24 protein-coding genes are annotated in these 21273 nt (G+C 62.5%); 15 read left to right on the top strand and 9 right to left on the bottom strand.

Features of this window, described 5'->3' with window-relative positions:
* The coding region (locus J0I79_RS27835) for an MFS transporter (RefSeq protein WP_292866927.1) at positions 1-1120 on the top strand (1120 nt) is incomplete at its 5' end.
* A gap of 63 nt (positions 1121-1183) precedes the next feature.
* Here J0I79_RS27835 and rpsI read toward each other — a convergent pair.
* The 3 genes from rpsI to J0I79_RS27820 all read right to left on the bottom strand — a co-directional run bounded on the left by rpsI (position 1184) and on the right by J0I79_RS27820 (position 2812).
* The gene (gene rpsI / locus J0I79_RS27830) at positions 1184-1666 is read right to left on the bottom strand and encodes a 30S ribosomal protein S9 (RefSeq protein ID WP_292866925.1); all 483 of its coding nucleotides are present in this window, start codon (positions 1664-1666) and stop codon (positions 1184-1186) included.
* Between the two features lies 1 nt (position 1667).
* Positions 1668-2132 carry a 50S ribosomal protein L13 gene (gene rplM, locus J0I79_RS27825; RefSeq protein ID WP_010915638.1) on the bottom strand — a complete coding sequence of 155 codons (465 nt, stop codon included), beginning with the start codon at positions 2130-2132 and terminating at the stop codon, positions 1668-1670.
* A gap of 215 nt (positions 2133-2347) precedes the next feature.
* Positions 2348-2812: a PaaI family thioesterase gene (locus J0I79_RS27820; protein WP_292866922.1), complete on the bottom strand. Its 465-nt coding sequence runs from the start codon at positions 2810-2812 to the stop codon at positions 2348-2350.
* Between the two features lie 158 nt (positions 2813-2970).
* On the opposite strand from J0I79_RS27820, the gene J0I79_RS27815 reads away from it, so the two are divergent.
* The 7 genes from J0I79_RS27815 (at position 2971) to J0I79_RS27785 (ending at position 8061) form a co-directional block, all read left to right on the top strand.
* Positions 2971-3792, top strand: a complete 822-nt coding sequence (locus J0I79_RS27815) for an enoyl-CoA hydratase (RefSeq protein ID WP_292866920.1) — start codon at positions 2971-2973, stop codon at positions 3790-3792.
* Positions 3793-3794: 2 nt separating this feature from the next.
* Positions 3795-4217, top strand: coding sequence for a VOC family protein (locus J0I79_RS27810; RefSeq protein WP_292866918.1), 423 nt, complete (start codon positions 3795-3797; stop codon positions 4215-4217).
* Positions 4217-4996: an AAA family ATPase gene (locus tag J0I79_RS27805; protein WP_292866916.1), complete on the top strand. Its 780-nt coding sequence runs from the start codon at positions 4217-4219 to the stop codon at positions 4994-4996. Before J0I79_RS27810 ends, J0I79_RS27805 begins: the two co-directional genes overlap by 1 nt.
* Entirely contained in the window at positions 4993-5757 is a 765-nt protein-coding gene (locus J0I79_RS27800) for a GNAT family N-acetyltransferase (RefSeq protein ID WP_292866914.1), read from the top strand. The genes J0I79_RS27805 and J0I79_RS27800 overlap by 4 nt, the downstream gene beginning before the upstream one ends.
* Positions 5744-6265, top strand: a complete 522-nt coding sequence (locus J0I79_RS27795) for a CoA-binding protein (RefSeq protein ID WP_292866912.1) — start codon at positions 5744-5746, stop codon at positions 6263-6265. Before J0I79_RS27800 ends, J0I79_RS27795 begins: the two co-directional genes overlap by 14 nt.
* Before the next feature lie 158 nt (positions 6266-6423).
* Positions 6424-7704, top strand: a complete 1281-nt coding sequence (locus J0I79_RS27790; protein ID WP_292866910.1) for an O-acetylhomoserine aminocarboxypropyltransferase — start codon at positions 6424-6426, stop codon at positions 7702-7704.
* 6 nt (positions 7705-7710) lie between these two features.
* A complete protein-coding gene (locus tag J0I79_RS27785; protein WP_292866909.1) occupies positions 7711-8061 on the top strand; it encodes a cupin domain-containing protein in 351 nt (116 codons plus the stop codon).
* Here J0I79_RS27785 and J0I79_RS27780 read toward each other — a convergent pair whose 3' ends face one another.
* Complete coding sequence (locus J0I79_RS27780) at positions 8062-9129, bottom strand: hypothetical protein (RefSeq protein WP_292866907.1); 1068 nt, start codon at positions 9127-9129, stop codon at positions 8062-8064.
* Between the two features lie 25 nt (positions 9130-9154).
* Positions 9155-10405, bottom strand: a complete 1251-nt coding sequence (locus J0I79_RS27775; RefSeq protein ID WP_292866905.1) for a cytochrome P450 — start codon at positions 10403-10405, stop codon at positions 9155-9157.
* 104 nt (positions 10406-10509) lie between these two features.
* Here J0I79_RS27775 and J0I79_RS27770 point away from each other — a divergent pair, with 104 nt between their 5' ends.
* Positions 10510-11613, top strand: a complete 1104-nt coding sequence (locus J0I79_RS27770) for an FAD-dependent oxidoreductase (RefSeq protein WP_292866903.1) — start codon at positions 10510-10512, stop codon at positions 11611-11613.
* On the opposite strand, the gene J0I79_RS27765 is transcribed toward J0I79_RS27770, so the two are convergent.
* Positions 11610-12200: a hypothetical protein gene (locus J0I79_RS27765; RefSeq protein WP_292866901.1), complete on the bottom strand. Its 591-nt coding sequence runs from the start codon at positions 12198-12200 to the stop codon at positions 11610-11612. The two genes, J0I79_RS27770 and J0I79_RS27765, sit on opposite strands and share 4 nt — an antisense overlap.
* A gap of 337 nt (positions 12201-12537) precedes the next feature.
* Between J0I79_RS27765 and J0I79_RS27760 the strand changes: the two genes are divergently transcribed.
* The 4 genes from J0I79_RS27760 to hupB all read left to right on the top strand — a co-directional run bounded on the left by J0I79_RS27760 (position 12538) and on the right by hupB (position 17892).
* Entirely contained in the window at positions 12538-13167 is a 630-nt protein-coding gene (locus tag J0I79_RS27760; RefSeq protein WP_292866899.1) for an ATP-dependent Clp protease proteolytic subunit, read from the top strand.
* Between the two features lie 295 nt (positions 13168-13462).
* Positions 13463-14737, top strand: a complete 1275-nt coding sequence (clpX, locus tag J0I79_RS27755) for an ATP-dependent Clp protease ATP-binding subunit ClpX (RefSeq protein WP_010915651.1) — start codon at positions 13463-13465, stop codon at positions 14735-14737.
* A 274-nt stretch (positions 14738-15011) separates the two neighbouring features.
* On the top strand, positions 15012-17423 hold the full coding sequence (lon, locus tag J0I79_RS27750) for an endopeptidase La (RefSeq protein ID WP_292866895.1): 2412 nt from the start codon (positions 15012-15014) through the stop codon (positions 17421-17423).
* A 196-nt stretch (positions 17424-17619) separates the two neighbouring features.
* On the top strand, positions 17620-17892 hold the full coding sequence (gene hupB, locus J0I79_RS27745) for a DNA-binding protein HupB (RefSeq protein WP_127268007.1): 273 nt from the start codon (positions 17620-17622) through the stop codon (positions 17890-17892).
* 86 nt (positions 17893-17978) lie between these two features.
* Here the strand turns inward: hupB and J0I79_RS27740 are convergent, their stop codons facing one another.
* Positions 17979-19001, bottom strand: a complete 1023-nt coding sequence (locus J0I79_RS27740; protein WP_292866931.1) for an aldo/keto reductase — start codon at positions 18999-19001, stop codon at positions 17979-17981.
* 211 nt (positions 19002-19212) lie between these two features.
* Between J0I79_RS27740 and J0I79_RS27735 the strand changes: the two genes are divergently transcribed.
* Together J0I79_RS27735 and J0I79_RS27730 are read left to right on the top strand one after the other, a co-directional pair.
* Positions 19213-19758 (top strand): SIS domain-containing protein, encoded by a 546-nt coding sequence (locus tag J0I79_RS27735; protein WP_292866929.1) that lies wholly within the window; start codon positions 19213-19215, stop codon positions 19756-19758.
* A 3-nt stretch (positions 19759-19761) separates the two neighbouring features.
* Positions 19762-20505: a creatininase family protein gene (locus J0I79_RS27730; RefSeq protein WP_292866893.1), complete on the top strand. Its 744-nt coding sequence runs from the start codon at positions 19762-19764 to the stop codon at positions 20503-20505.
* On the opposite strand, the gene J0I79_RS27725 is transcribed toward J0I79_RS27730, so the two are convergent.
* Entirely contained in the window at positions 20502-20816 is a 315-nt protein-coding gene (locus J0I79_RS27725) for a hypothetical protein (RefSeq protein ID WP_292866891.1), read from the bottom strand. The genes J0I79_RS27730 and J0I79_RS27725 overlap by 4 nt on opposite strands.
* A partial coding sequence (locus J0I79_RS27720; RefSeq protein WP_292866889.1) for a carbohydrate ABC transporter permease occupies positions 20813-21273 on the bottom strand: 461 nt, incomplete at its 5' end. The genes J0I79_RS27725 and J0I79_RS27720, both read right to left, overlap by 4 nt.

Raw genomic sequence — 21273 nt, 5'->3', positions numbered from 1 at the left:
GCTGTTCTCCATCGCCTCGCTCGCCTGCGGCCTGGCTCAGAGCGCCTGGGTGCTGGTTGCCGCGCGGGCCGTGCAGGGCGCCGGCGCCGCCTTGCTGATGCCGTGCTCGCTGGCGCTGCTCAATCGTGCCTACGCCTCCGACAAGGCGCGCCGGGCCCGCGCCGTCGGGCTATGGACGGCGGCGGGCGGCATTGCATTGTCGGCCGGGCCGGTGCTTGGCGGCTTCATGGTCGGCTCGCTCGGCTGGCAAAGCATCTTCCTGGTCAATCTGCCGATCGGCATCCTGGCGATCTGGATGGCCTACCGGTTCCTTCAGGAAACACCGCTCAAGGCGCAAAGGCCGCCGATCGACTGGGCCGGGCAGGGGCTTGTCGTGCTCACCCTGTTCTCGCTGACGGGCGCCTTCATTGAAGCCGGTTCGTCCGGCTGGACGTCGGTGCCGGTCCTTGGCGGCCTGATCCTTGCCGTTCTGGCGGGAGGCTGCTTCCTGCTGGTCGAGGGCAGGACAAGCGCGCCGATGTTTCCGCTTGATCTGTTTGCCCGGCGCGTGCCGGCGGCAACGAGTTTCGTCGGGCTGGCGGTCAATCTGACGCTTTACGGCACGATCTTCATGCTCAGCCTCTATTTCCAGCAGGAGAGGCATTTTTCGCCTGAAATGACCGGGCTCGCATTTCTGCCGTTCATGCTCGCGGTCACGGTATCGAACATCGCCGCCGGGCGCATTGCGGCGACCTATGGTCCGCGATTGCCGATGATGATCGGCCTGCTCATCGGCGCTGCCGGTTTCGGCCTGATGGCGCTGATCCAGGCCGATACGTCCTACGCGTCGCTGCTCTGGCGATTGCTGTTCCTGCCGATCGGCATCGGCCTTGCGGTGCCAGCCATGACCACGGCGCTCTTGTCTTCCGTGCCCGCCGAGATGTCGGGAACGTCGTCGGGCGTGCTCAACACCGTGCGCCAGTCGGGTGGGGCTATCGGTGTCGCCCTGTTCGGATCCGCTTTGGCGCTGGGCACGATCAAGGGCATGCAACTGGCCTTCCTGGCTTCCGCGCTGGCGGTGGTTGTGGCGGCCATCTGCGCTTTCCTGTTCATCCGCGACGCCGACCATTCCGCCAGATAGCAATGCGCAACGCAAAAAGGCCGCCCGGAGGCGGCCTTTTCGATTGTCGAAACTTTCGAGCGCTTAGCGCTTGGAGAACTGGAAGGACCGGCGGGCCTTCGCCTTGCCGTACTTCTTGCGCTCAACGACGCGGCTGTCGCGGGTCAGGAAGCCACCCTTCTTGAGCACGGAGCGCAGCGCCGGCTCGTAGTAGGTCAGCGCCTTGGAGATGCCGTGACGGACAGCGCCGGCCTGGCCGGAGAGACCGCCGCCGACGACCGTGGCGACGATGTCGTACTGGCCCGCGCGGTTGGAGGCGATGATCGGCTGGTTGAGGATCATCTGCAGGACCGGACGCGCGAAGTAGGTCGCGAATTCCTTGTCGTTGACGACGATCTTGCCGGAGCCCGGCTTCACCCAGACGCGCGCGATGGCGTTCTTGCGCTTGCCGGTGGCATAGGCGCGGCCCGACTTGTCGAGCTTCTGGACGTGGACGGGAGCCGCGGCCTGGGTGTTGGTGTTGCCGGTGGCGGCGCCCAGTTCTGCGAGCGAGGAAAGCTCAGCCATCTTATGCGACCTTCTTGTTCTTGGAATTCAGCTTGGCCACGTCGAGGACTTCTGGCTGCTGGGCGACATGCGGATGCTCTGCACCTGCATAAACGCGCAGGTTCTTCATCTGGCGACGGCCGAGCGGACCGCGCGGAACCATGCGCTCAACGGCCTTCTCGACGACACGCTCGGGGAAACGGCCCTCGAGCAGCTGGCGCGCGGTGCGCTCCTTGATGCCGCCGGGGTGGCCGGTGTGCCAGTAATAGACCTTGTCGGTGAACTTCTTGCCGGTGAACACCACCTTGTCGGCATTGATGACGATGACATTGTCGCCGTCGTCGACATGCGGGGTGAAGGTCGGCTTGTGCTTGCCGCGAAGATGATTGGCGATGACAGTGGCGAGACGACCAACGACGAGACCTTCGGCGTCGATCAGGATCCACTTCTTCACCACATCCGCAGGCTTCTGCGAAAAGGTTGTCATGTTTTCTGCTCTCGGTTGTGACCTTCACGAGGGAAGGCGTTTCTTGTTGCTTGGATTGGCGAAAGGCTGTTGCCCCTGGCCAATAACAAAACGGCGGCCTTTGCGGGCCGCTGCTTCGGGAGGGCTTATAGGCGAGGGCGGGGATCGCGTCAAGGAGACGAGAAAGTCTCTTGTGACAGAAAATACATAAAAAACAATAGGTTGAGGAAAAGGTATTATTTTACCACATCGACGTTTCGCTTGGGCGGGATCGAATAGGTGCCCGTTGCATGCGCGATCGTATGTCCTTCCGGTCCGGCGACGATGTCGATGTCGAACACCATCAGGCTCTTTCCGAGCTTGAGGATCCGGCAATGGCCGTCGATCGGCCCGGCCTCGGCCTTGCGCACGAAGTTGATGTTGAGATTGGTGGTGACCGAGAGCGCGTCCGGCCCGGCATGGCTGAGCACACAGACATAACCGCCAATGTCGGCGAGCGTGAACAGGGCAGGGCCGGACACCGTGCCGCCCGGGCGCAGATGCCGTTCGCCGGCATTGAGCCGCACCGTGCAGCCGCCGGGAAACACGTCGATCGCCTGATAGGCGGCGGAGCTCTCATTGAGCTGCGGAAAGACGGTATCCATCAGCGCATTGACTTCCGCCGCCGTCAGCACAGGTTTCAAATTGCTTTGGGCAGGCATGGACGGTTCCTATATTCTTAGCGGTGACCGCAGGCGCGGACGCCTGGACCAACATGGTGAGTTCGAGAAAACACGCCTCGCGGCTGTTCTTCAACCGGCAGCGTGCTAGTTCTTTTGCTCCATGGCCCGCAAAGGCGGGCGGACAAAGAGGTTGCAAATTGGCTGAGATCGTCGCCATCAAGCCGGCCGTCGCGGACGGTCCCGTTCTTGCCAGCCTGGACAAGGGCGTGTTGCGCCTGACGTTGGCCAGCCCGCCCGCCAACGCGCTGTCGCTGGCAACGATGGCAGCACTTACGGCTGAACTGGAGCGTGCAAAATCGGACAGTTCCGTGCGCGTCATAATCCTGGCGGCGTCGGGAAAGGTGTTCTGCGCCGGCCATGACCTCAAGGAAATGACGGCGCGGCGCGCCGATGCCGATCGCGGCAAGGCCTTCTTCGAGGAGACCTTCGCCGCCTGCGCCAGGCTGATGCAGGCGATCGTGCGCCATCCCTTGCCTGTCATTGCCGAGGTCGACGGCCTTGCCACGGCCGCTGGCCTGCAACTGGTCGCGAGCTGCGATCTGGCGATCGCTTCTCATGAGGCGACCTTCTGCACGCCGGGCGTCAACATCGGCCTGTTCTGCTCAACGCCGATGGTGGCGCTGTCGCGCAACGTCTCGCGCAAGCAGGCAATGGAGATGCTGCTGACCGGCGAGACCATCGATGCGGCAACCGCCAGGGACTTCGGCCTGATCAACCGCGTCGTGCCGCGCGAATACCTGAATCAGATTGTCATCAAATACGCGCAAACCATTGCTTCCAAATCATCTTTGGTGATCAAGACCGGCAAGGAAGCTTTTTACGCGCAGGCCGAGATGGGGCTGGCGGATGCGTACTCCTATACCGGCCGGGTCATGGTCGAGAACATGCTGGCGCGTGACGCGGAAGAGGGCATCGGTGCCTTCATCGGCAAACGCAAGCCCGAATGGACAGACGAATAGCCTTGGAACCGCGCATCTCGATCATCACCATTGCCACCGACGATCTCGACCGCGCCGTGCGCTTCTATGAGGCGATGGGCCTGAAACGCCATGCCGGGATCACCGATGGCGTCGCCTTCTTCCAGATGGGTGGCGCCATCTTCGGCCTGTTTCCGCGCGCCAGCGCCGAGGAGGATTCGGGGCTCACCTTCGCCAGGGCTCCTTCGGCGGTTTATCTCGCTTACAACACCCGTTCCGACGCCGAGGTCGACGCGGTGCTCGCCATGGCGCAAAAAGCCGGCGGCCACATCGTAAAACCGGCCGGCCGCGCCTTCTGGGGCGGTTGGTACGGCTATTTCGCCGATGCCGACGGCCATGTCTGGGAAGTGGCGCACAACCCGGCCTTTCCGATCGCCGAAGACGGCACGATTTCGCTGCCTGGATAATGGCCTATAGGAACAAGCAGCTGACGCGGCTCAAGGCACCCTATCTCAAGCGTATCCTGCTTGAGCCCGATCGGGTGGCCGATTGGGAAAAGTACCCCTGGAACCTGCCTTTGTTTCGCGGCAGGGCGTTCGAACTCGAATTCACCACGCCGATCACCATCATCGTTGGCGAGAACGGCACGGGCAAGTCCACCCTGCTCGAGGCGATCGGCGCGCTGGCCGGTTATGACGAGGCCGGCGGCGGCAAGGGCTATATGCCGGTCGACCACTCTCATGCCATCGACAAAAGTGGCGCCGGGCTGGCCAACGCGTTTCGCTGCCACTGGTTGCCGAAGGTCACCGCCGGCTGGTTCTTCCGCGCCGAATCCTTTTACTCCGTCGCCCGTTACCTCGACGACGCGGCGCGGGAGGCTGGCGAAACGCCACCGGACTTTCTGTCCTGGTCGCACGGTGAAGGGTTCATCCGCTTCTTCGAAGAACGCTGCCGCCGGCAGGGAATCTACATACTCGACGAGCCGGAGAGCGCGCTCTCGCCCTCGCGGCAAATCGAGCTTTTGAAGATGTTGCGGCGCATGGACCAGTCCGGCACCGCGCAGGTGATCATGGCGACGCACTCGCCGCTGCTCATGGCCTGCCCTGGGGCCCGGCTGTTCCGTATCAGCCGCTTCGGGCTCGACCCGACCGATTTCACCGATACCGATCATTTTCGCATGATGCGCGACTTCTGCACCGACCCGCAGGCCTTTATGGAAGAAGCGCTGGGGGAGGATGAGGTTTGAGCGTCGGCGATGATGATCTCAATTGGCGGGTCGAGCAGGCCTGCCGCGAGGGCTGGCCGGCGGCCGCCGAGACGGTCGTCGACGGTTGGCTTCTGCGGCGCTCGGGCGGGCGGATCCGCCGGACCAATTCCGCCAACCCCCTGCGCGGCAAGCGCGGCGCGCCCGGCAAGGTGATAGACGCCGCCGAGGCCTTGTACATCAGCCACGGCCAGACTCCATTGTTCAGGGTTCCCGATATCGCCGATGAGCTCGAAGCCGCGCTCGATGATCGTGGCTACAAGGCGGAAGGCGGGACCATCCACCTTTTCTCCCCGATCGATGAGATGGCCGACATCAGCGACCCGCATGTCACCGTTTCGCCGGAGCCGAGCGAGGATTGGCTGGGCGCCCGTTTTCGCATGGAAGCTTATGACGAGACCGATCGCCGCGTTTTCCGGGAAATGACCGGACTGATCGTTGGCGACCGCGCGTTCGTGTCGTATCAGCGCGACAGCGAAATTGCCGCCCTGGCCTATGGCGTCATTCGCGACGGCCTGCTTGTGGTGGAGTCGGTTCAGACCGATGCGAGGTTCCGGCAGCAAGGTTTGGGCCGCAAAACGGTGGGCAGCCTGATCGGCTGGGCGCGCCGGGTGGGTGCGTCGGCGGCATGTCTGCAGGTCGTGGCCGACAACACGCCGGCCCTCGCGCTCTATGCCTCGCTCGGATTCAGCCGTGAGCTCTATCGATATCATTACCGCAGGAAGCCGCATGAACCACGATAGCTACGATAACAATTACATTGCCGGCATCCTCAATTCGGTGAAGACCATCGCCATGGTCGGCGCGTCGGCCAACGATGTGCGGCCGAGCTATTTCGTGCTGAAATATCTGCTGGCCAAGGGTTTTTCGGTGTTCCCGATCAACCCGGGCCAGGCCGGCAAGGAAATCCTCGGCCGGATGACCTATGCTAGGCTGGCCGACATTCCGGAGCCGATCGACATGGTCGACATTTTTCGCGCGCCGTCGGCTGTGCCGGGCATCGTGGAAGAGGTCTTGCAGCTCGATCCCTTGCCCAAGGTCATCTGGATGCAGCTCGGCGTGCGCCATGACGAGGCGGCGACGCGCGCCGAGGCCGCCGGCATCAAGGTGGTGATGAACCGCTGCCCCAAGATCGAGTATGGCAAGCTGTCCGGAGAGATCGGCTGGACCGGCGTCAATTCCGGTGTGCTGTCGTCGAAGAAGCCGCTGATGCGCCAGGGCTTCCAGAGTTTTGGCGTGCGCCAGAAGTAGGCAAGTCCCCGGGCGCGCAAAATTATTTCGGGAAGCGGTTGAGTTTCCCAAGCGTTCATCGCACATCGCACGCCGAAAGGTATTTTCTTCTTTGCATTCAGCACCGGGCTTCGCCAAGAATGCCCGACGAATTTCACAGGTTCTCGAGGGAGGTTTCAGTGACCCGTACACCCGGCTTCAACACGCTCGCCGTCCATGCCGGCGCCAAGCCCGATCCGGCCACCGGCGCACGCGCCACGCCGATCTATCAGACGACCTCCTATGTCTTCGACGACGCTGATCATGCCGCCTCGCTGTTCGGCCTGAAGGCCTTCGGCAACATCTACACCCGCATCATGAACCCGACCCAGGCGGTGCTGGAGGAGCGCGTCGCCGCGCTTGAAGGCGGTACCGCCGCCCTTGCGGTGGCGTCAGGCCATGCCGCGCAGCTCATCGTCTTCCATAATCTGATGCAGCCGGGCGACAATTTCGTCGCCGCCAACAAGCTCTATGGTGGTTCGATCAACCAGTTCGGCCATGCCTTCAAGAACTATGGCTGGGAGGTGCGCTGGGCCGACACCAACGACCTGTCGACCTTCGAGAGCCAGATCGACGACAAGACCAAGGCGATCTTCATCGAGAGCCTCGCCAATCCCGGCGGCACCTTCGTCGATATCGAGAAGATCGGCGACATCGCCCGCAAGCACGGCCTGCCGCTCATCGTCGACAACACGCTTGCCTCGCCCTACCTGATCCGGCCGATCGAGCATGGCGCCGACATCGTCGTGCATTCGCTGACCAAGTTCATCGGCGGCCATGGCAATTCGATCGGCGGCGTCATTGTCGACGGCGGCACGTTCGACTGGTCGAAGTCGGGCAAGTACCCGATGCTGTCGGAGCCGCGTCCCGAATATGGCGGTCTCGTCCTGCACGAAACCTTCGGCAATTTCGCTTTCGCCATCGCCGCGCGCGTGCTCGGCCTGCGTGATCTTGGCCCTGCCATTTCGCCTTTCAACGCCTTCCTGATCCTGACCGGCCTCGAAACCCTGCCGCTGCGCATGCAGCGCCATTGCGACAACGCCATCACGGTCGCCGGCTGGCTGTCCAATCATCCCAAGGTCGCCTGGGTGAACTATCCGGGCCTGCCCGGCGACAAGAACAACGCCCTGCAGAAGAAATACTCCCCGCAAGGCGCCGGAGCCGTGTTCACCTTCGGCCTGAAGGGCGGCTATGAAGCCGGCGTCAAATTCGTCGAGGCGCTTGAGCTCTTCTCGCACCTGGCCAATGTCGGCGACACCAAGTCGCTGGTCATCCATCCGGCCTCGACCACGCACCGCCAGCTTTCCGACGAGCAGAAGGTCAAGGCCGGCGCCGGCCCGGACACGGTGCGGTTGTCGGTCGGCATCGAGGATGTCACCGACATCGTTGCCGATCTCGAACAGGCGCTCGCCAAGGTCTGATCCGATATGACCGAACCGAAGTTTCTCAGCATCGGCGTCGACGCTGTCGACGCCGAAAATGGCGCGCCGGCGCCAGACCGCCTGATCTCGGGCGACCCGAAATTCCGCACCTGGAATATCGAGGAGCGGGATGGCGGCCTCTATGCCGGCATCTGGGAATCGACCCCCGGAAAGTGGCGCATCATCTATGACGAATGGGAGTTCTGCCACATCCTGACCGGCGTTTCGGTCATCGCCGAGGACGGCGGCGAAGCGCGAACCGTCAAAGCCGGCGACAGCTTCGTGCTGAGGCCGGGCTTTAAGGGCAGCTGGGAAGTGCTTGAAACGACTCGCAAGGAGTATGTGATCAAGCTCTGATCACTTAGCCGGAAACTGGCTGAGGCACGCCTCCGACGCCTTGTCGTGGGCCGTCAGCAGGTCGGCATCCTGGGCTTCAAGATCGGCGTCCGAAATCTCGTCGCGATAATATCGGGCCAGGAGATCCAACGCCTCCTGGCTGACACCATAGGTCGGGATCTCGCGGGCAAGGCAGCCGCACAGGGCGAGCGCACGGTCGGGTGAACCGGTCTTATGGTTGGTCAGGATGAAATCCTGAGCCGGGCAGGCGTCGAGAAAGCCATCGAAGTTGAGCTTCTGCTGCGGCTGGTCGCCATGATTGAGATAGGCCGGCGGCCATTGCGTCTTGCCGCTCGCGACGTCGCAGCCCGTGGCGACGTCCTGTGCCGCCTTCGACAGATCGAGCCAGGCTTTCTGCTTTGCGCCCATCGGGTATTCGAAATTCTCGCCCAGTGAGGCCGTGTACGTATCGAGATCGGCCTGTTGCAGGCCTGTTGTCTGGAACCGGTTCAGCTGGCATTGGCAGGCGGCGCCTGCTTGCTCCGTGTCGCTCTGCGACGGCTGTTCGCCCAGCTTGCTTTTCTGGCAGGCCGCCACAAAGGCGGCGCCGTCCAGCGACGATACGGGAAAGGTGGAAGCGTCGACATAGCGCTTACCGTCCCAACCGATCGTCATCTTGTCCAACTGTATGTCGAAAAATCCATTCCGCTTGAACGAACTGCGGCTGATCTTGTCTTGTGGCGCCAGGCGTGCGCCCGGAACGTCGCCCAGAACCTCGTGGTAACTGTCGCCCTCGAGAACGAAAAGGAAGTTGCCGCAATTGATGCCGTCGCAGCCGGCGACGTAGCGGTAGGCGAAGATCTCAGGAGTTCCGTCGAGATTGAGATCGACCTCGATCGCAACGGACGTCTGCGGCGAGCCCTTGGACCCGGTCTGCCGCTCCAGAAGGCCCATCGCCATTTTCTGGGCGATGGCCATGCTGTTCTCCCAGGGAATGTTCTCCGGCTGCTGCTGTGCGGCAGCGATGCCGAGCGATGTCAATGCCAGCGCCAGGGCGAACAGGGCCGCCCGTATCGGAAACAGTCTCATCGCGCAGCCCCAGGCCCGCGATCGTCTAGAAGCCGACAGCGAGCGTTTCCAGCCCATGGAAGTGGTAAGTGTCGCGGAAGCGGGGCTCCTCCGCAAGATGCAGCTTCGGGTGCCGGTCGAACAAAGTCTTGAGTGACACCTGCAGTTCGAGCCGGGCCAGCGGCGCGCCGATGCAGAAATGGATGCCAGCGCCGAAGGAAACGTTCTTCTGGTCCGTCCGGTCCGGCCGGAAGGCATCGGGATCGGCAAAGGCGCGCGGATCATGATTGGCCATGCCAAGCAATAGCCCGATCGTCTGGCCCGGCTGAACCACGATGCCGGGCACGATCTCGATTTCCTGATAGGCGTAGCGCGTGAACATGTGCAGCGGCGCATCGAAGCGCAGGCATTCCTCGACTGTCGCGGCCGTCGCTTCCGGTGAGGTGAAGAAGCGGCCGGGATCACCGCCTTGCGCCAGGATCGAGCGGACCGCATTGCCGGTCTGGTGAACGGTCGCCTCGTGTCCGGCATTAAGCAGCAGGATCGCGGACGACACCAGCTCGTCCTCGGTCAGTTTCTGGCCGTCCTCCTGCGCCGAGATCAGCAGCGACAACAGGTCGTCGCCGGGCGACTTGCGCCGCTCGGCGACGTAGCCGCGCAGGAAATCGGCGAATTCGCCGGCGGCACGGTTCGCGGTTTCCTCCGTCTCGCGGGTGCGGCCATGGATGTACATGGCGACCATCTGATGGGACCAGTCGAGCAGTTGCGGACCCATCTCGACCGGCACGCCGAGCATTTCGGCAATGATGGTGATCGGCAGCGGGGCGGCGAAACCAGGCAGGATATCCACGGTCTTGCTGGGTTCGAAGCGATCGATCAGTTCGTTGGCGAGGGCTTCGACGCGGGGCCGCAGCCGTGCGACCTGGCGTGAAACGAAAGCCCGGTTGACCAGGGTGCGCAACCGCGTATGCACCGGCGGTTCCAGCTCTAGCATCGAGTTGGCTTCAATGGCGTCGAAGGATTTGAGGTGGCTCCGGTCCTGGCCGATGCCGCGGCTGTCGGGAATGCCCGCGGGGTTCTGGCGGCCGAAGCGCCGGTCGCGCAGCAATCGGTTGACATCGTCGAAGCCGCCGAAGCACCAGAATCCGAATTCCTCCCAGAAAAAGGCATTCGAAGCACCATGCAGGAAGGCATAGGCCTCATAGGGGTTCAGGAAGAAGGCCGGCTCGCGCGGGTCGAGGCTGAGGCGGCGCGCGTCTGGATCAAGGATGAGATAAGGCAGCGTCGATTTGGTCATGCCAGACCCATAGCGCGCCTTGCCAGCCTCATTCCAGACCGTATGTTGGCGCCCGGCAGTCCAATGAATTGAGCCAGCCAATGCGGCTCGAGAGGTGTGAACGGATGAATGTGATCGTTGTCGGCGCCGGCATTGCCGGTCTTTCGACCGCCTGGTCGCTGGTCAAGGCTGGCCATAGCGTGTCGATCGTCGAGCAGGGACCGATCCCCAATCCGCTGGCGGCATCCGGCGATCACCACCGCATCATCCGCCGCGCCTACCGCGCCGGCACCGGATACGGCCTGCTGATCAGCGAGGCCTATGAAGCCTGGGACGAGATGTGGTCCGATCTCGGCGAAAACCATCTCGATGCCAGGGGCTTCCTCTGCATCTCGCGCGAGCCAGGCGACGAAGCCGAGGAATATCGGGAAGGCCTGGAAGAAGGGAATTTCCCGTTCGAACTGTTCGAGCCGGATGAGGCGGTCAGGCGCTGGCCTTTTCTTGAGCCGGGTTCGTTCCGTTATGCCTATCTTTCGCCGGAGGGCGGGGCGCTGCATTGCAGGAAGATCGCGGCGGGACTGGCCAGATGGCTGCGCGCCAACGGCGCCAATGTCTATGAGCACAGCAAGGTGACGGAGATCGATGCCGAGGCCGGCCATATCGTGCTGGAAAGCGGCGAGACCATGCAGGCCGACCGCATCGTGGTCGCCGCCGGCGCCTGGGTGCTGAAGCTGTTTCCCGAACTTGGCGGCGACCTGAAAACCTTCCGCACCGCACTCGCCTATGTCGAACCGCCCGCGGACCTCAAGGTTGTCTGGGAAACCGCCCCTGTCATCCTCGATGTCGGCGGCAAGACCGACGGCTATATGATCCCGCTCACCCGTGGCGCCGGCATGAAGTTCGGCTCCGGTCTGCACAAGGTGCCGACCAGCGATGCCGACTGGAACCGTGACCCGGTGGCGGGCGAGGGCGAGGCGATCCGCAACCTGTTTTCGCCGCCCATCGCCCGCATTGAGGAGTATAGGATCACCGAAGTGGTCACCTGCGCCTACACTTTTACGGCGGACGAGAAGTTCTTCGCCCACCAGCGGGGAAGGTGCCTTGTCGTCTCTGCCTGCTCCGGGCACGGCTACAAGTTCGGTGCGGCGGTCGGGCGGCGCGTGGCCAGGGCTGTCGAGGACGGCGATATGGCCGGCCTGAAAAAGTGGTTGCGGGCGGAAGTCAGCTAGTCCTGGCAGTGCCTTGGAATATGCACGCGCCGCCAGCCTGAAGACCCTTCGCGCACCAGCACGCGCCGTGCGACGGTCTGGTAGGAGGCGGGAATGTCGATGACGCGCCGCTGCTCGGGGCGTACCAGCACCTCTTCGGCGATGCTGTCATACTGTGCCGGGATGACGACGCGCCGTGTACGCTCCGGCTGGATCACCACCGTCTCGGCGACACGCTCGTAGCGTGCCTTGTGCCAGACCTTGCACAGCACCTTGCGGCCGTGGATGACACGCCATTCCCAGGAATAGCCGCCGCCATCGACCCTGACGGTATGATAGACGGTCCGGGTAACAGCCGGCACCACCTCATATTGCACTTGTGCCGGCACGGTCATCACCACGCGCTCGCGCGTGCCGTAGATAGGCGGATCGTAGTCGACCCGCTGGCCCGCGGGACTGACCATGACGTTCTCATAGACCGTGTCGTAGACGGCCGGCGTGCGGACGGGCTCATAGCATTCGACGGCGCGGCCGCCTGCCGCCGTCGGCGAGATCGTGCCGAGCACGGCCAATCCGGCAATTGCGAAGGATGCGCTTTTCCTGAGCATGACATTCCCCCTGTTGAACGGTGCAATGACGGTTCAACGTTGGATTGTAGGGGAAGCGGCTTCGGAGGAAAGTGGTTTCGGCGCATTTCGTTAAGCGATGCGGTTAAGAAACTGCTACGCAACTGGCTCGGGCGCGTCCTGGTGGTTGCAAACATCACCCCGGGCGCGAATTCCCGCCAGAAAGCTTGATTCGACTTACCCAGATGGCTAGGACGGGTCGGCCTTGCACAAGGATGAGCCGGCATCCTATTTACATCGTAACGATCCAGAACCGATTCTGCCCGAGCTGCCAGCCTGTCCGGCGCCGGAAAATCCCACCGCGAGATAAGAGATATCCATGAAGAATCCCGTCGAAACCTACATGAACCTGGTCCCGATGGTGGTCGAACAGACCAATCGCGGCGAGCGGGCCTACGACATCTTCTCACGCCTCCTCAAGGAGCGCATCATTTTCATCACCGGTCCGGTCGAGGACGGCATGGCGACGCTGGTCTGCGCGCAGCTCCTGTTCCTCGAAGCCGAGAACCCGAAGAAGGAAATCAACCTCTACATCAATTCGCCGGGTGGCGTCGTCACCTCGGGCATGGCGATCTACGACACCATGCAGTTCATCAAGCCGGCCGTGTCGACGCTGTGCATCGGCCAGGCGGCCTCGATGGGCTCGCTGCTCCTGACCGCCGGCCACAAGGACATGCGCTTCGCCACCCCGAACGCCCGCATCATGGTTCACCAGCCGTCGGGCGGCTTCCAGGGCCAGGCCTCGGATATCGAGCGCCATGCCATGGACATCGTCAAGCTGAAGCGCCGTCTCAACGAGGTCTATGTCAAACACACCGGCAAGACCTACGAGGAGATCGAGCGCACGCTCGACCGCGACCATTTCATGACCGCCGACGAGGCGAAGGATTTCGGTCTCATCGACAAGGTCATTTCGTCGCGCGAGGCGGCCGAAGGAGCTCTGGCATAAAGGCTGGTTGGCAGTTGGATGGCGGCATCACGCGCTTTTGGCGCGTCTTGCGGCATTTCGGCCACAATTGGCTGTTCCCTCGGACGTTGGGATTGCCTACGTTAAGGCTATGTTGATTTTCGACGGCTTAGCTTTGCGTGGGGAAGCTGCGAATCATTGCCACGTTTTCTGATTTGTGTTTCGTACGGAATACGTTGCGGGAGCCGGGATACTGGCGGCGGCGGATTCCCGCGATAAATAGAGTATGCGCCCTTTCAGCCAGACCATCGGCGGGCGGCCATGAAAGGACATGAAAATGAGCAAGGTCGGCAACAATAGCGGTGATTCCAAGAACACGCTTTATTGCTCGTTTTGCGGCAAGAGCCAGCACGAGGTTCGCAAGCTGATCGCCGGCCCGACGGTCTTCATTTGCGATGAGTGCGTCGAACTCTGCATGGACATCATCCGCGAGGAGAACAAGACCTCGATGGTGAAGTCGCGCGAGGGCGTGCCGACACCGCAGGAGATCCTCAAGGTTCTCGACGACTACGTCATCGGCCAGCCCTACGCCAAGCGCGTGCTGTCGGTGGCGGTTCACAACCACTACAAGCGCCTCGCGCATGCCGGCAAGAACAACGACGTCGAACTGGCGAAGTCCAACATCCTGCTGATCGGCCCGACCGGCTGTGGCAAGACGCTGCTCGCGCAGACGCTGGCCCGCATCATCGACGTGCCCTTCACCATGGCCGACGCCACGACGCTCACCGAAGCCGGCTATGTCGGCGAGGACGTGGAAAACATCATCCTGAAGCTGTTGCAGTCGGCCGACTACAATGTCGAGCGCGCCCAGCGCGGCATCGTCTACATCGACGAAATCGACAAGATTTCGCGCAAGTCCGACAACCCGTCGATCACCCGCGACGTCTCGGGCGAGGGCGTGCAGCAGGCGCTGCTCAAGATCATGGAAGGCACGGTCGCCTCCGTGCCGCCGCAGGGCGGCAGGAAGCATCCGCAGCAGGAGTTCCTGCAGGTCGACACCGCCAACATCCTGTTCATCTGCGGCGGCGCTTTCGCCGGCCTGGACAAGATCATCTCGGATCGCGGCCGCAAGACCTCGATCGGCTTCGGCGCCACCGTGGCTTCGCCGGAAGATCGCCGCACCGGCGACATCTTCCGCCAGGTCGAGCCCGAGGATCTCCTGAAGTTCGGCCTGATCCCGGAATTCGTCGGTCGTCTGCCCGTCCTTGCGACGCTGGAGGATCTCGACGAGCCGGCGCTGATCCAGATCCTGACCGAGCCGAAGAACGCGCTGGTCAAGCAGTACCAGCGGCTGTTCGAGATGGAGAATGTCGACCTGACCTTCCACGAGAACGCATTGTCGGCGATCGCCAAGCGCGCCATCGAGCGCAAGACCGGCGCGCGCGGCCTGCGCTCGATCATGGAGGCGATCCTGCTCGACACAATGTTCGAACTGCCGGCGCTCGAAGGCGTACGCGAAGTGGTGATTTCGGAAGAGGTAGTGACCGGCAGCGCCCGGCCGCTCTACATCTATTCCGAACAGAAGGAAAAGAAGGGCAATGTCAGCGCCTGAAAATGGCCCTTGCCCGCATATTTTCGTGGAACGGCGCCCTCGCGGCGCCGTTTTGCTGTGAAGGGCGTGTGAGCATGGCGACACAGTGGACTGTACACGATGTTAACCCTTGAACTTTGCACCGCTTGCATCCACCTAACACGGGAAGGCCGAGGTGCCGAATTCTGTGCTGTAAAACTCCCGTCACAAACGGTGGTAGGCGGAACGATCCCCGGTCGTTAATATGAGATTCGCGGTTGGCTTGATTAGCGGCCGCGACATGAAAGGTTGGACAATGGCCAAAATATCCAAGGCTCCCAGCGACGGCGTCTTCGCGGTCCTCCCACTGCGCGACATCGTGGTGTTCCCGCACATGATCGTTCCGCTCTTCGTCGGGCGTGAGAAGTCGATCAAGGCGCTGGAAGAGGTTATGGGTCAGGAAAAGCAGATCCTGCTTGCCACCCAGATGAATGCCGCAGATGACGATCCCGAGCCCGATGCGATCTTCGACATCGGCACGCTCGCCAATGTGCTGCAATTGCTGAAGCTGCCTGACGGCACGGTAAAAGTGCTGGTCGAAGGCGCCTCGCGCGCGAAAATCGTCTCCTTCACCGACCGTCCCGACTTCCACGAGGCGCAGGCCAAGGCTTTGGTCGAGCCGGAAGAGGAAGAGGTCGAGGTTGAGGCGCTGGCGCGCTCGGTCGTCACCGACTTCGAGAACTACGTCAAGCTCAACAAGAAAATCTCGCCCGAAGTGGTGGGCGCGGCCAGCCAGATCGACGACTATTCCAAGCTCGCCGACACGGTTGCCTCGCACCTCGCCATCAAGATCCCCGAAAAGCAGGAAATGCTGGCCACGCTCTCTGTCAAGGAGCGGCTGGAAAAGGCGATGGGCTTCATGGAAGCCGAAATCTCCGTCCTGCAGGTGGAGAAGCGCATCCGCTCGCGCGTCAAGCGCCAGATGGAGAAGACGCAGCGCGAGTACTACCTCAACGAGCAGATGAAGGCGATCCAGAAGGAGCTCGGCGAAGGCGAGGACGGCCGCGACGAGGCGGCCGAGATCGAGGCGCGCATCAAGAAGACCAAGCTCTCCAAGGAGGCCCGCGAAAAGGCGGAAGCCGAATTGAAGAAGCTGAGGACGATGTCGCCCATGTCGGCTGAATCGACCGTCGTGCGCAATTATCTCGACTGGCTGCTGTCGATCCCGTGGGGCAGGAACTCCAAGGTCAAGCAGGATCTGGCTTATGCCCAGAACGTGCTCGACACCGATCATTTCGGCCTCGACAAGGTCAAGGACCGCATCGTCGAGTATCTGGCCGTGCAGAGCCGCCAGAAGAAGCTGAAGGGGCCGATCCTGTGCCTCGTCGGCCCTCCCGGCGTCGGCAAGACCTCGCTCGGCAAGTCGATCGCCAAGGCGACCGGTCGTGAGTTCATCCGCATGGCGCTCGGCGGCGTGCGCGACGAGGCCGAGATCCGCGGCCACCGCCGGACCTATATCGGCTCGATGCCCGGCAAGGTCATCCAGTCGATGAAGAAGGCCAAGAAGTCCAACCCGCTCTTCCTGCTCGACGAGATCGACAAGATGGGCCAGGACTTCCGTGGCGACCCGTCATCGGCGCTGCTCGAGGTGCTCGACCCCGAACAGAACGCGACGTTCATGGACCATTACCTCGAGGTCGAGTACGACCTGTCGAGCGTGATGTTCGTGACGACGGCCAATACGCTGAACATCCCTGCGCCCTTGATGGACCGCATGGAGATCATCCGTATCGCCGGCTACACCGAGGACGAGAAGATCGAGATCGCCAAGCGGCATTTGCTGCCCAAGGTGGTGCGCGACCATGCCTTGCAGCCGAAGGAGTTTTCGGTCAGCGAGGACGCAATCCGCGCCGTCATCCAGACCTACACCCGTGAAGCGGGCGTGCGCAGTCTGGAGCGCGAGCTGATGAAGCTCGGGCGCAAGGCGGTGACCGAGATCCTGAAGACGAAGAAGAAGTCGGTGAGCATCACGGCGGCGAACCTCGCCGATTACCTCGGTGTCCAGCGCTTCCGCTTCGGTCAGGTCGAGGCGGACGATCAGGTCGGTGTGGTTACCGGTCTTGCCTGGACGGAAGTCGGCGGCGAGCTGTTGACGATCGAAGGCGTCATGATGCCCGGCAAGGGTCGCATGACGGTGACCGGCAACCTGCGCGACGTGATGAAGGAATCGATTTCGGCGGCGGCCTCCTATGTCCGTTCGCGCGCTCTCGATTTCGGCATCGAGCCGCCACTATTCGACAAGCGTGACATCCACGTCCACTTGCCGGAAGGCGCCACGCCCAAGGACGGTCCGTCCGCGGGTGCTGCCATGGCAACAGCCATCGTGTCGGTGCTGACCGGTATTCCGGTGCGGGCCGATGTGGCGATGACCGGCGAGATAACGCTTCGCGGCCGCATCCTGCCCATCGGCGGCCTCAAGGAAAAGCTGCTCGCCGCCTTGCGCGGCGGCATCAAGAAGGTGCTGATCCCGGAAGACAACGCCAAGGATCTGGCGGAGATTCCGGACAATGTGAAGAACGGTATGGAAATCATCCCGGTCTCGCGGGTCGGTGAGGTGTTGCGCCACGCCCTGGTGCGTATGCCGGAGCCGATCGAGTGGGTCGAGCCCGTCAATCCGCCGGCCGCCACGGACAGTGCCGATGATGCCGGCAAGTCGCTTGCGCATTAGTTTCGGCTAAAGTTGCAATGCACAAATGAAGAGCCGGGCCTTGCGTCCGGCTTTTTCATGTGAAAAACCCCGGATTTCCGGGCTTTTTTCCACTTTTTCCGGGCTTTTCGACTTGGTTGCGGGAACGCTTCTTTCTAAAGTCCGTTTCCTGCCGGATGAGTCGTAAGTTCCGGTGTTCTCATGGAAGGGAATTTTTATGAACAAGAACGAACTGGTGTCCGCTGTCGCCGACGCCGCGAGCATTTCGAAGGGTGACGCGCAGTCGGCGGTCGATGCGGTGTTTTCCGTCATCACCGGCGAACTGAAGAAGGGCGGCGATGTCCGGCTTGTCGGCTTTGGCAATTTTTCCGTGTCGAAGCGTGCTGCCTCCACCGGCCGCAACCCGCAGACCGGCGCCGAAGTGAAGATCCCGGCGCGCACCGTGCCGAAGTTCTCGGCCGGCAAGGGCCTCAAGGACGCCGTCAACTAAGCGCGTTTTTCTTTTTTGAAATACTGGAAAAGCCGGGCTCGCCCGGCTTTTCGTTTTTGTGCCTCCGGCTGCGAATGATCGCCCGGCTATGCCGTCGGCGCGTCAGCGCGCATCAGGCCTTCCTTCTTGAGGTCGGCCCACAGCGCCGCCGGCACTTTCGCTTCGAGCAGCGAGCGGTTGCTCTCGACCTCGTTCGGTCGCTGGCCGCCGGGGATCACCGAGACGACCGAGGGATGCAGCAGCGGAAACTGCAGGGCCGCCTCGATCAGCCTGATGCCATGGCGCTTGCACACCGCCTCGATCCCCGCGACCCGCTCCAAGATCTCCTTCGGCGCCTCGGAATAGTTGTAATAGGCGCCGGGCTTTGGTCCCGTTGCCAGGATGCCGGAATTGTAGGGTCCGCCGAGAACGATGCCGATGCCGCGCTTCTGGCAGAGCGGCAGGAAGGACGTCAGCGCCTCCTGTTCCAGCAGCGTATATCGCCCGGCCAGCAGGAACAGATCGAAATCGCCGCGCTCGGCCAATGTCTTGGCAACCTGCCACTCATTGATGCCGCCGCCGAAGGCCTTGATGACGCCTTGGTCGCGCAACGACAGCAGGCCGTAATAGCCCGAGCGCATGAACTCCTCGATGCGCTGGTCGGATGCCTCCTTGCTGCCATGGGTGAAGATGTCGACATCGTGCACGAACAGAATATCGATGCGGTCGACGCCTAGCCGTTCCAGCGAGGCCTCGAAGGAACGCATCACGCCGTCATAGCTGTAATCGTAGACCTCCTTGCGCGACGGCGTGTCGAAGAACTTGCCGATGCCCGTGCGCTCGTTCGGCGGGCAGGCACGCATGATGCGGCCGACCTTGCTCGACAGCACGTAGTCGTCGCGCTTCTTGCCGCGCAGGAACGGGTTGAGCCGTGTTTCCGACAGGCCGAGCCCATAGAGTGGCGCGGTGTCGTAGTAGCGGCAGCCGGTCGCCCAGGCGGCCTCCAGCGTGGCATTGGCGTCCTCGTCCGACACGGCGCGGTAGAGATTGCCGAGCGGCGCGGTGCCGAAGCCGAGTTCCGTAAAGGTGATGCCGCCATTGCCGATGCGGTCGAAATGCCGTGTCTTCATGTTCTGCGATTTTCCCGGGATTGTCTTGTCTGACATGACACTATCACGGCCGTGGCCCGGCAAAAGCGCCGGCGAGCGTTGGACACGCATTTTCGTCATTGCTAGCATGAACAAAAACAAGTTGTTCGGGGGAAGGTGTGACCAGGAATTGCCAGTCATCTCCGGTTGCCTGCAGGTCCGCGGTGCGGTCGTGACCAACTCCAGTCCGGAGATGTTCAGGATCGCGATCGAGGAGCTTGGCGCCGTGCTGGCGCGTGTCGACGACGCAGGCATCGACACGGCTTGCCGGCTACTGGCCGGCGCCAGACAGATCGTCGTCTATGGCTGCGGCCGGGAAGCCTTGCAGGTGAAGGGTTTCGCCATGCGGCTCTATCATCTGGGCCTGCCTGTCTCGGTGGTCGGCGACATGACCACGCCGCCGCTCGGTCGGGGCGATGTCTTCCTGGCCAGTTCCGGCCCCGGGGAAACGACGACGGTGCTCACCTTGATGCGGGTCGCGCGAGAGGCAGGCGCGACCAATCTGTTGCTGACGGCCCAGCCCGGCGGCAGTGCAGCGGGTCTGGCCGACACAACGCTTGCCATCCCGGCTCAGACCATGGCCGACGACCAGGGGGTGCGGAAAACATCCGTCCTGCCGATGGGATCGGTATTCGAGGGCGCCTTGTTCCTGCTGTTCGAGGTGATGGTGCTGAAGCTCAAATCCCTGACCGGCGCGTCGTCCGAGGCCATGCGCGCCCGCCACACCAACATGGAATAGATCATGCGCTATGAACTGATGCTGCCGCACCAGATACGCAAGGCGATCGCCGAAAACTGGCCGGTCGCCCTGCCGCTCGGCGTGCTCGAATACCATGGCGAGCACATGGCCGTCGGCATGGACACGCTTGCCGTCGTCAAGACGCTGGAGCTGTTCGAGAAGGAGAGGGACGTGGTCATCCTGCCGCCCTTCTACTATGGCGCGGCAAGCTACGCCGTGGCCGCGCCGGAAGGCAGCGGCTCGGTGCAGGTCGGCGGCACGCAGCTGGCGCCGTTCGGCGAGGAGCTGTTCTACAGCCTGTTGCGCATCGGCTTTCGCAACATCCACGCCATCATCCACCATCAGACCGAGAATTTCGCCGCCGGTATGCCCACCGATCTTGCCTTCAAGACCGCCGGCCGCCAGGCGATCTTCCGCTTCCTGGAGAAGCAGCGCGGCGAGGGCTGGTGGGGTTCCAATGATATGGCCGACTATTATACGGGGCACGCGGCGGGCGAGAACTTCTTCAACTGGGTGCAGGTGCATCCGTTGATGCCTGCCGCCATGAACGGCAGATATCCCTTCGATCATGCCGGTATCGGCGAGACGTCGCTGATGCTGGCGCTCTGTCCGGAGGCTGTCGATGCTGCCCGCTATGCCGACAATAGGAACTGGTACACGACGAGCGCGAAGGACGCATCGGCGCAATTGGGACAAAAGGGCGTCGAAATGATCATGGACCACCTGCGAGCGATCCTGAAGAGCTAACCCTTGTTCTTCAGACGCTCCGCGCGGTAGTCGGCTATGGATTTGTCCGGATCGCTTTTTGTGGCCACCGCCCAGATGAAGGTGCCGGCGCCGGCGATCGCCAGGATGACAAAAAGGGCGATGCTGACGGCAAAGAACCGGGTGTAAAGGCCCATCAACAACATGATCAGGCCGCCAACCAGCATCGCCAGCACGAAGCCGGCAATGACCGCCCGGCCCTGCCAGGCGATAGGCATCACACCCTTGCCATAGCGGTCGTATCCCTTGTAGCCGGCACGGATGTTGCGCGCGAACCAGTACGGGGCTGTCACTTCACCGCTCCCGCCGTCATGCCCATGATGAGGTAACGTTCCAGCGCGATGCCGATGACGGCAAGCGGCGCGATCGCGGCCGTCGCGAGCGCGGCCATCGACCACCAGTTGATGCCTTGCGAACCGGTCTGGCTCGCCACCATGACCGGAATGGTCTTGGCGTCGGTGGAAGTCAGAAGGGCGGCGAAGAAGTACTCGTTCCAGCACAGCACCATGGCCAAGATGAAGGCGGCGACCATGCCCGGCAGCGCGATCGGCATGACGATGCGGAAGAAGGCGCCCCAGATCGACAGGCCGTCGACAAGGGCTGCTTCCTCGAGCTCGACGGGAATCGAGTTGAACTGGTCGCGCATGATCCAGATGACGATCGGCAGCACCATCAGCGTGTAGAGCAGGATCAGCCCGAGGCGCGTGTCGAGAAGACCGACTTCCCGGTAGAGCACCAGGAAGGGCAGGG

It is taken from the genome of Mesorhizobium sp. (genome assembly GCF_017306585.1).
Lineage (GTDB): Bacteria > Pseudomonadota > Alphaproteobacteria > Rhizobiales > Rhizobiaceae > Mesorhizobium.
Note: the sequence above shows the minus strand (reverse complement) of the source record. Positions and strands in the feature narration are given on the sequence as shown.

What these genes read in the sequence shown, in the direction of transcription:
- rpsI (WP_292866925.1), bottom strand. Translation starts at nt 1,666, where the DNA reads ATGGCTGAGCTTTCCTCGCTCGCAGAACTGGGCGCCGCCACCGGCAAC.
- rplM (WP_010915638.1), bottom strand. Translation starts at nt 2,132, where the DNA reads ATGACAACCTTTTCGCAGAAGCCTGCGGATGTGGTGAAGAAGTGGATC.
- J0I79_RS27820 (WP_292866922.1), bottom strand. Translation starts at nt 2,812, where the DNA reads ATGCCTGCCCAAAGCAATTTGAAACCTGTGCTGACGGCGGCGGAAGTC.
- J0I79_RS27805 (WP_292866916.1), top strand. Translation starts at nt 4,217, where the DNA reads ATGGCCTATAGGAACAAGCAGCTGACGCGGCTCAAGGCACCCTATCTC.
- J0I79_RS27795 (WP_292866912.1), top strand. Translation starts at nt 5,744, where the DNA reads ATGAACCACGATAGCTACGATAACAATTACATTGCCGGCATCCTCAAT.
- J0I79_RS27785 (WP_292866909.1), top strand. Translation starts at nt 7,711, where the DNA reads ATGACCGAACCGAAGTTTCTCAGCATCGGCGTCGACGCTGTCGACGCC.
- J0I79_RS27780 (WP_292866907.1), bottom strand. Translation starts at nt 9,129, where the DNA reads ATGAGACTGTTTCCGATACGGGCGGCCCTGTTCGCCCTGGCGCTGGCA.
- J0I79_RS27775 (WP_292866905.1), bottom strand. Translation starts at nt 10,405, where the DNA reads ATGACCAAATCGACGCTGCCTTATCTCATCCTTGATCCAGACGCGCGC.
- J0I79_RS27770 (WP_292866903.1), top strand. Translation starts at nt 10,510, where the DNA reads ATGAATGTGATCGTTGTCGGCGCCGGCATTGCCGGTCTTTCGACCGCC.
- J0I79_RS27765 (WP_292866901.1), bottom strand. Translation starts at nt 12,200, where the DNA reads ATGCTCAGGAAAAGCGCATCCTTCGCAATTGCCGGATTGGCCGTGCTC.
- J0I79_RS27760 (WP_292866899.1), top strand. Translation starts at nt 12,538, where the DNA reads ATGAAGAATCCCGTCGAAACCTACATGAACCTGGTCCCGATGGTGGTC.
- clpX (WP_010915651.1), top strand. Translation starts at nt 13,463, where the DNA reads ATGAGCAAGGTCGGCAACAATAGCGGTGATTCCAAGAACACGCTTTAT.
- lon (WP_292866895.1), top strand. Translation starts at nt 15,012, where the DNA reads ATGGCCAAAATATCCAAGGCTCCCAGCGACGGCGTCTTCGCGGTCCTC.
- hupB (WP_127268007.1), top strand. Translation starts at nt 17,620, where the DNA reads ATGAACAAGAACGAACTGGTGTCCGCTGTCGCCGACGCCGCGAGCATT.
- J0I79_RS27740 (WP_292866931.1), bottom strand. Translation starts at nt 19,001, where the DNA reads ATGAAGACACGGCATTTCGACCGCATCGGCAATGGCGGCATCACCTTT.
- J0I79_RS27735 (WP_292866929.1), top strand. Translation starts at nt 19,213, where the DNA reads ATGTTCAGGATCGCGATCGAGGAGCTTGGCGCCGTGCTGGCGCGTGTC.
- J0I79_RS27730 (WP_292866893.1), top strand. Translation starts at nt 19,762, where the DNA reads ATGCGCTATGAACTGATGCTGCCGCACCAGATACGCAAGGCGATCGCC.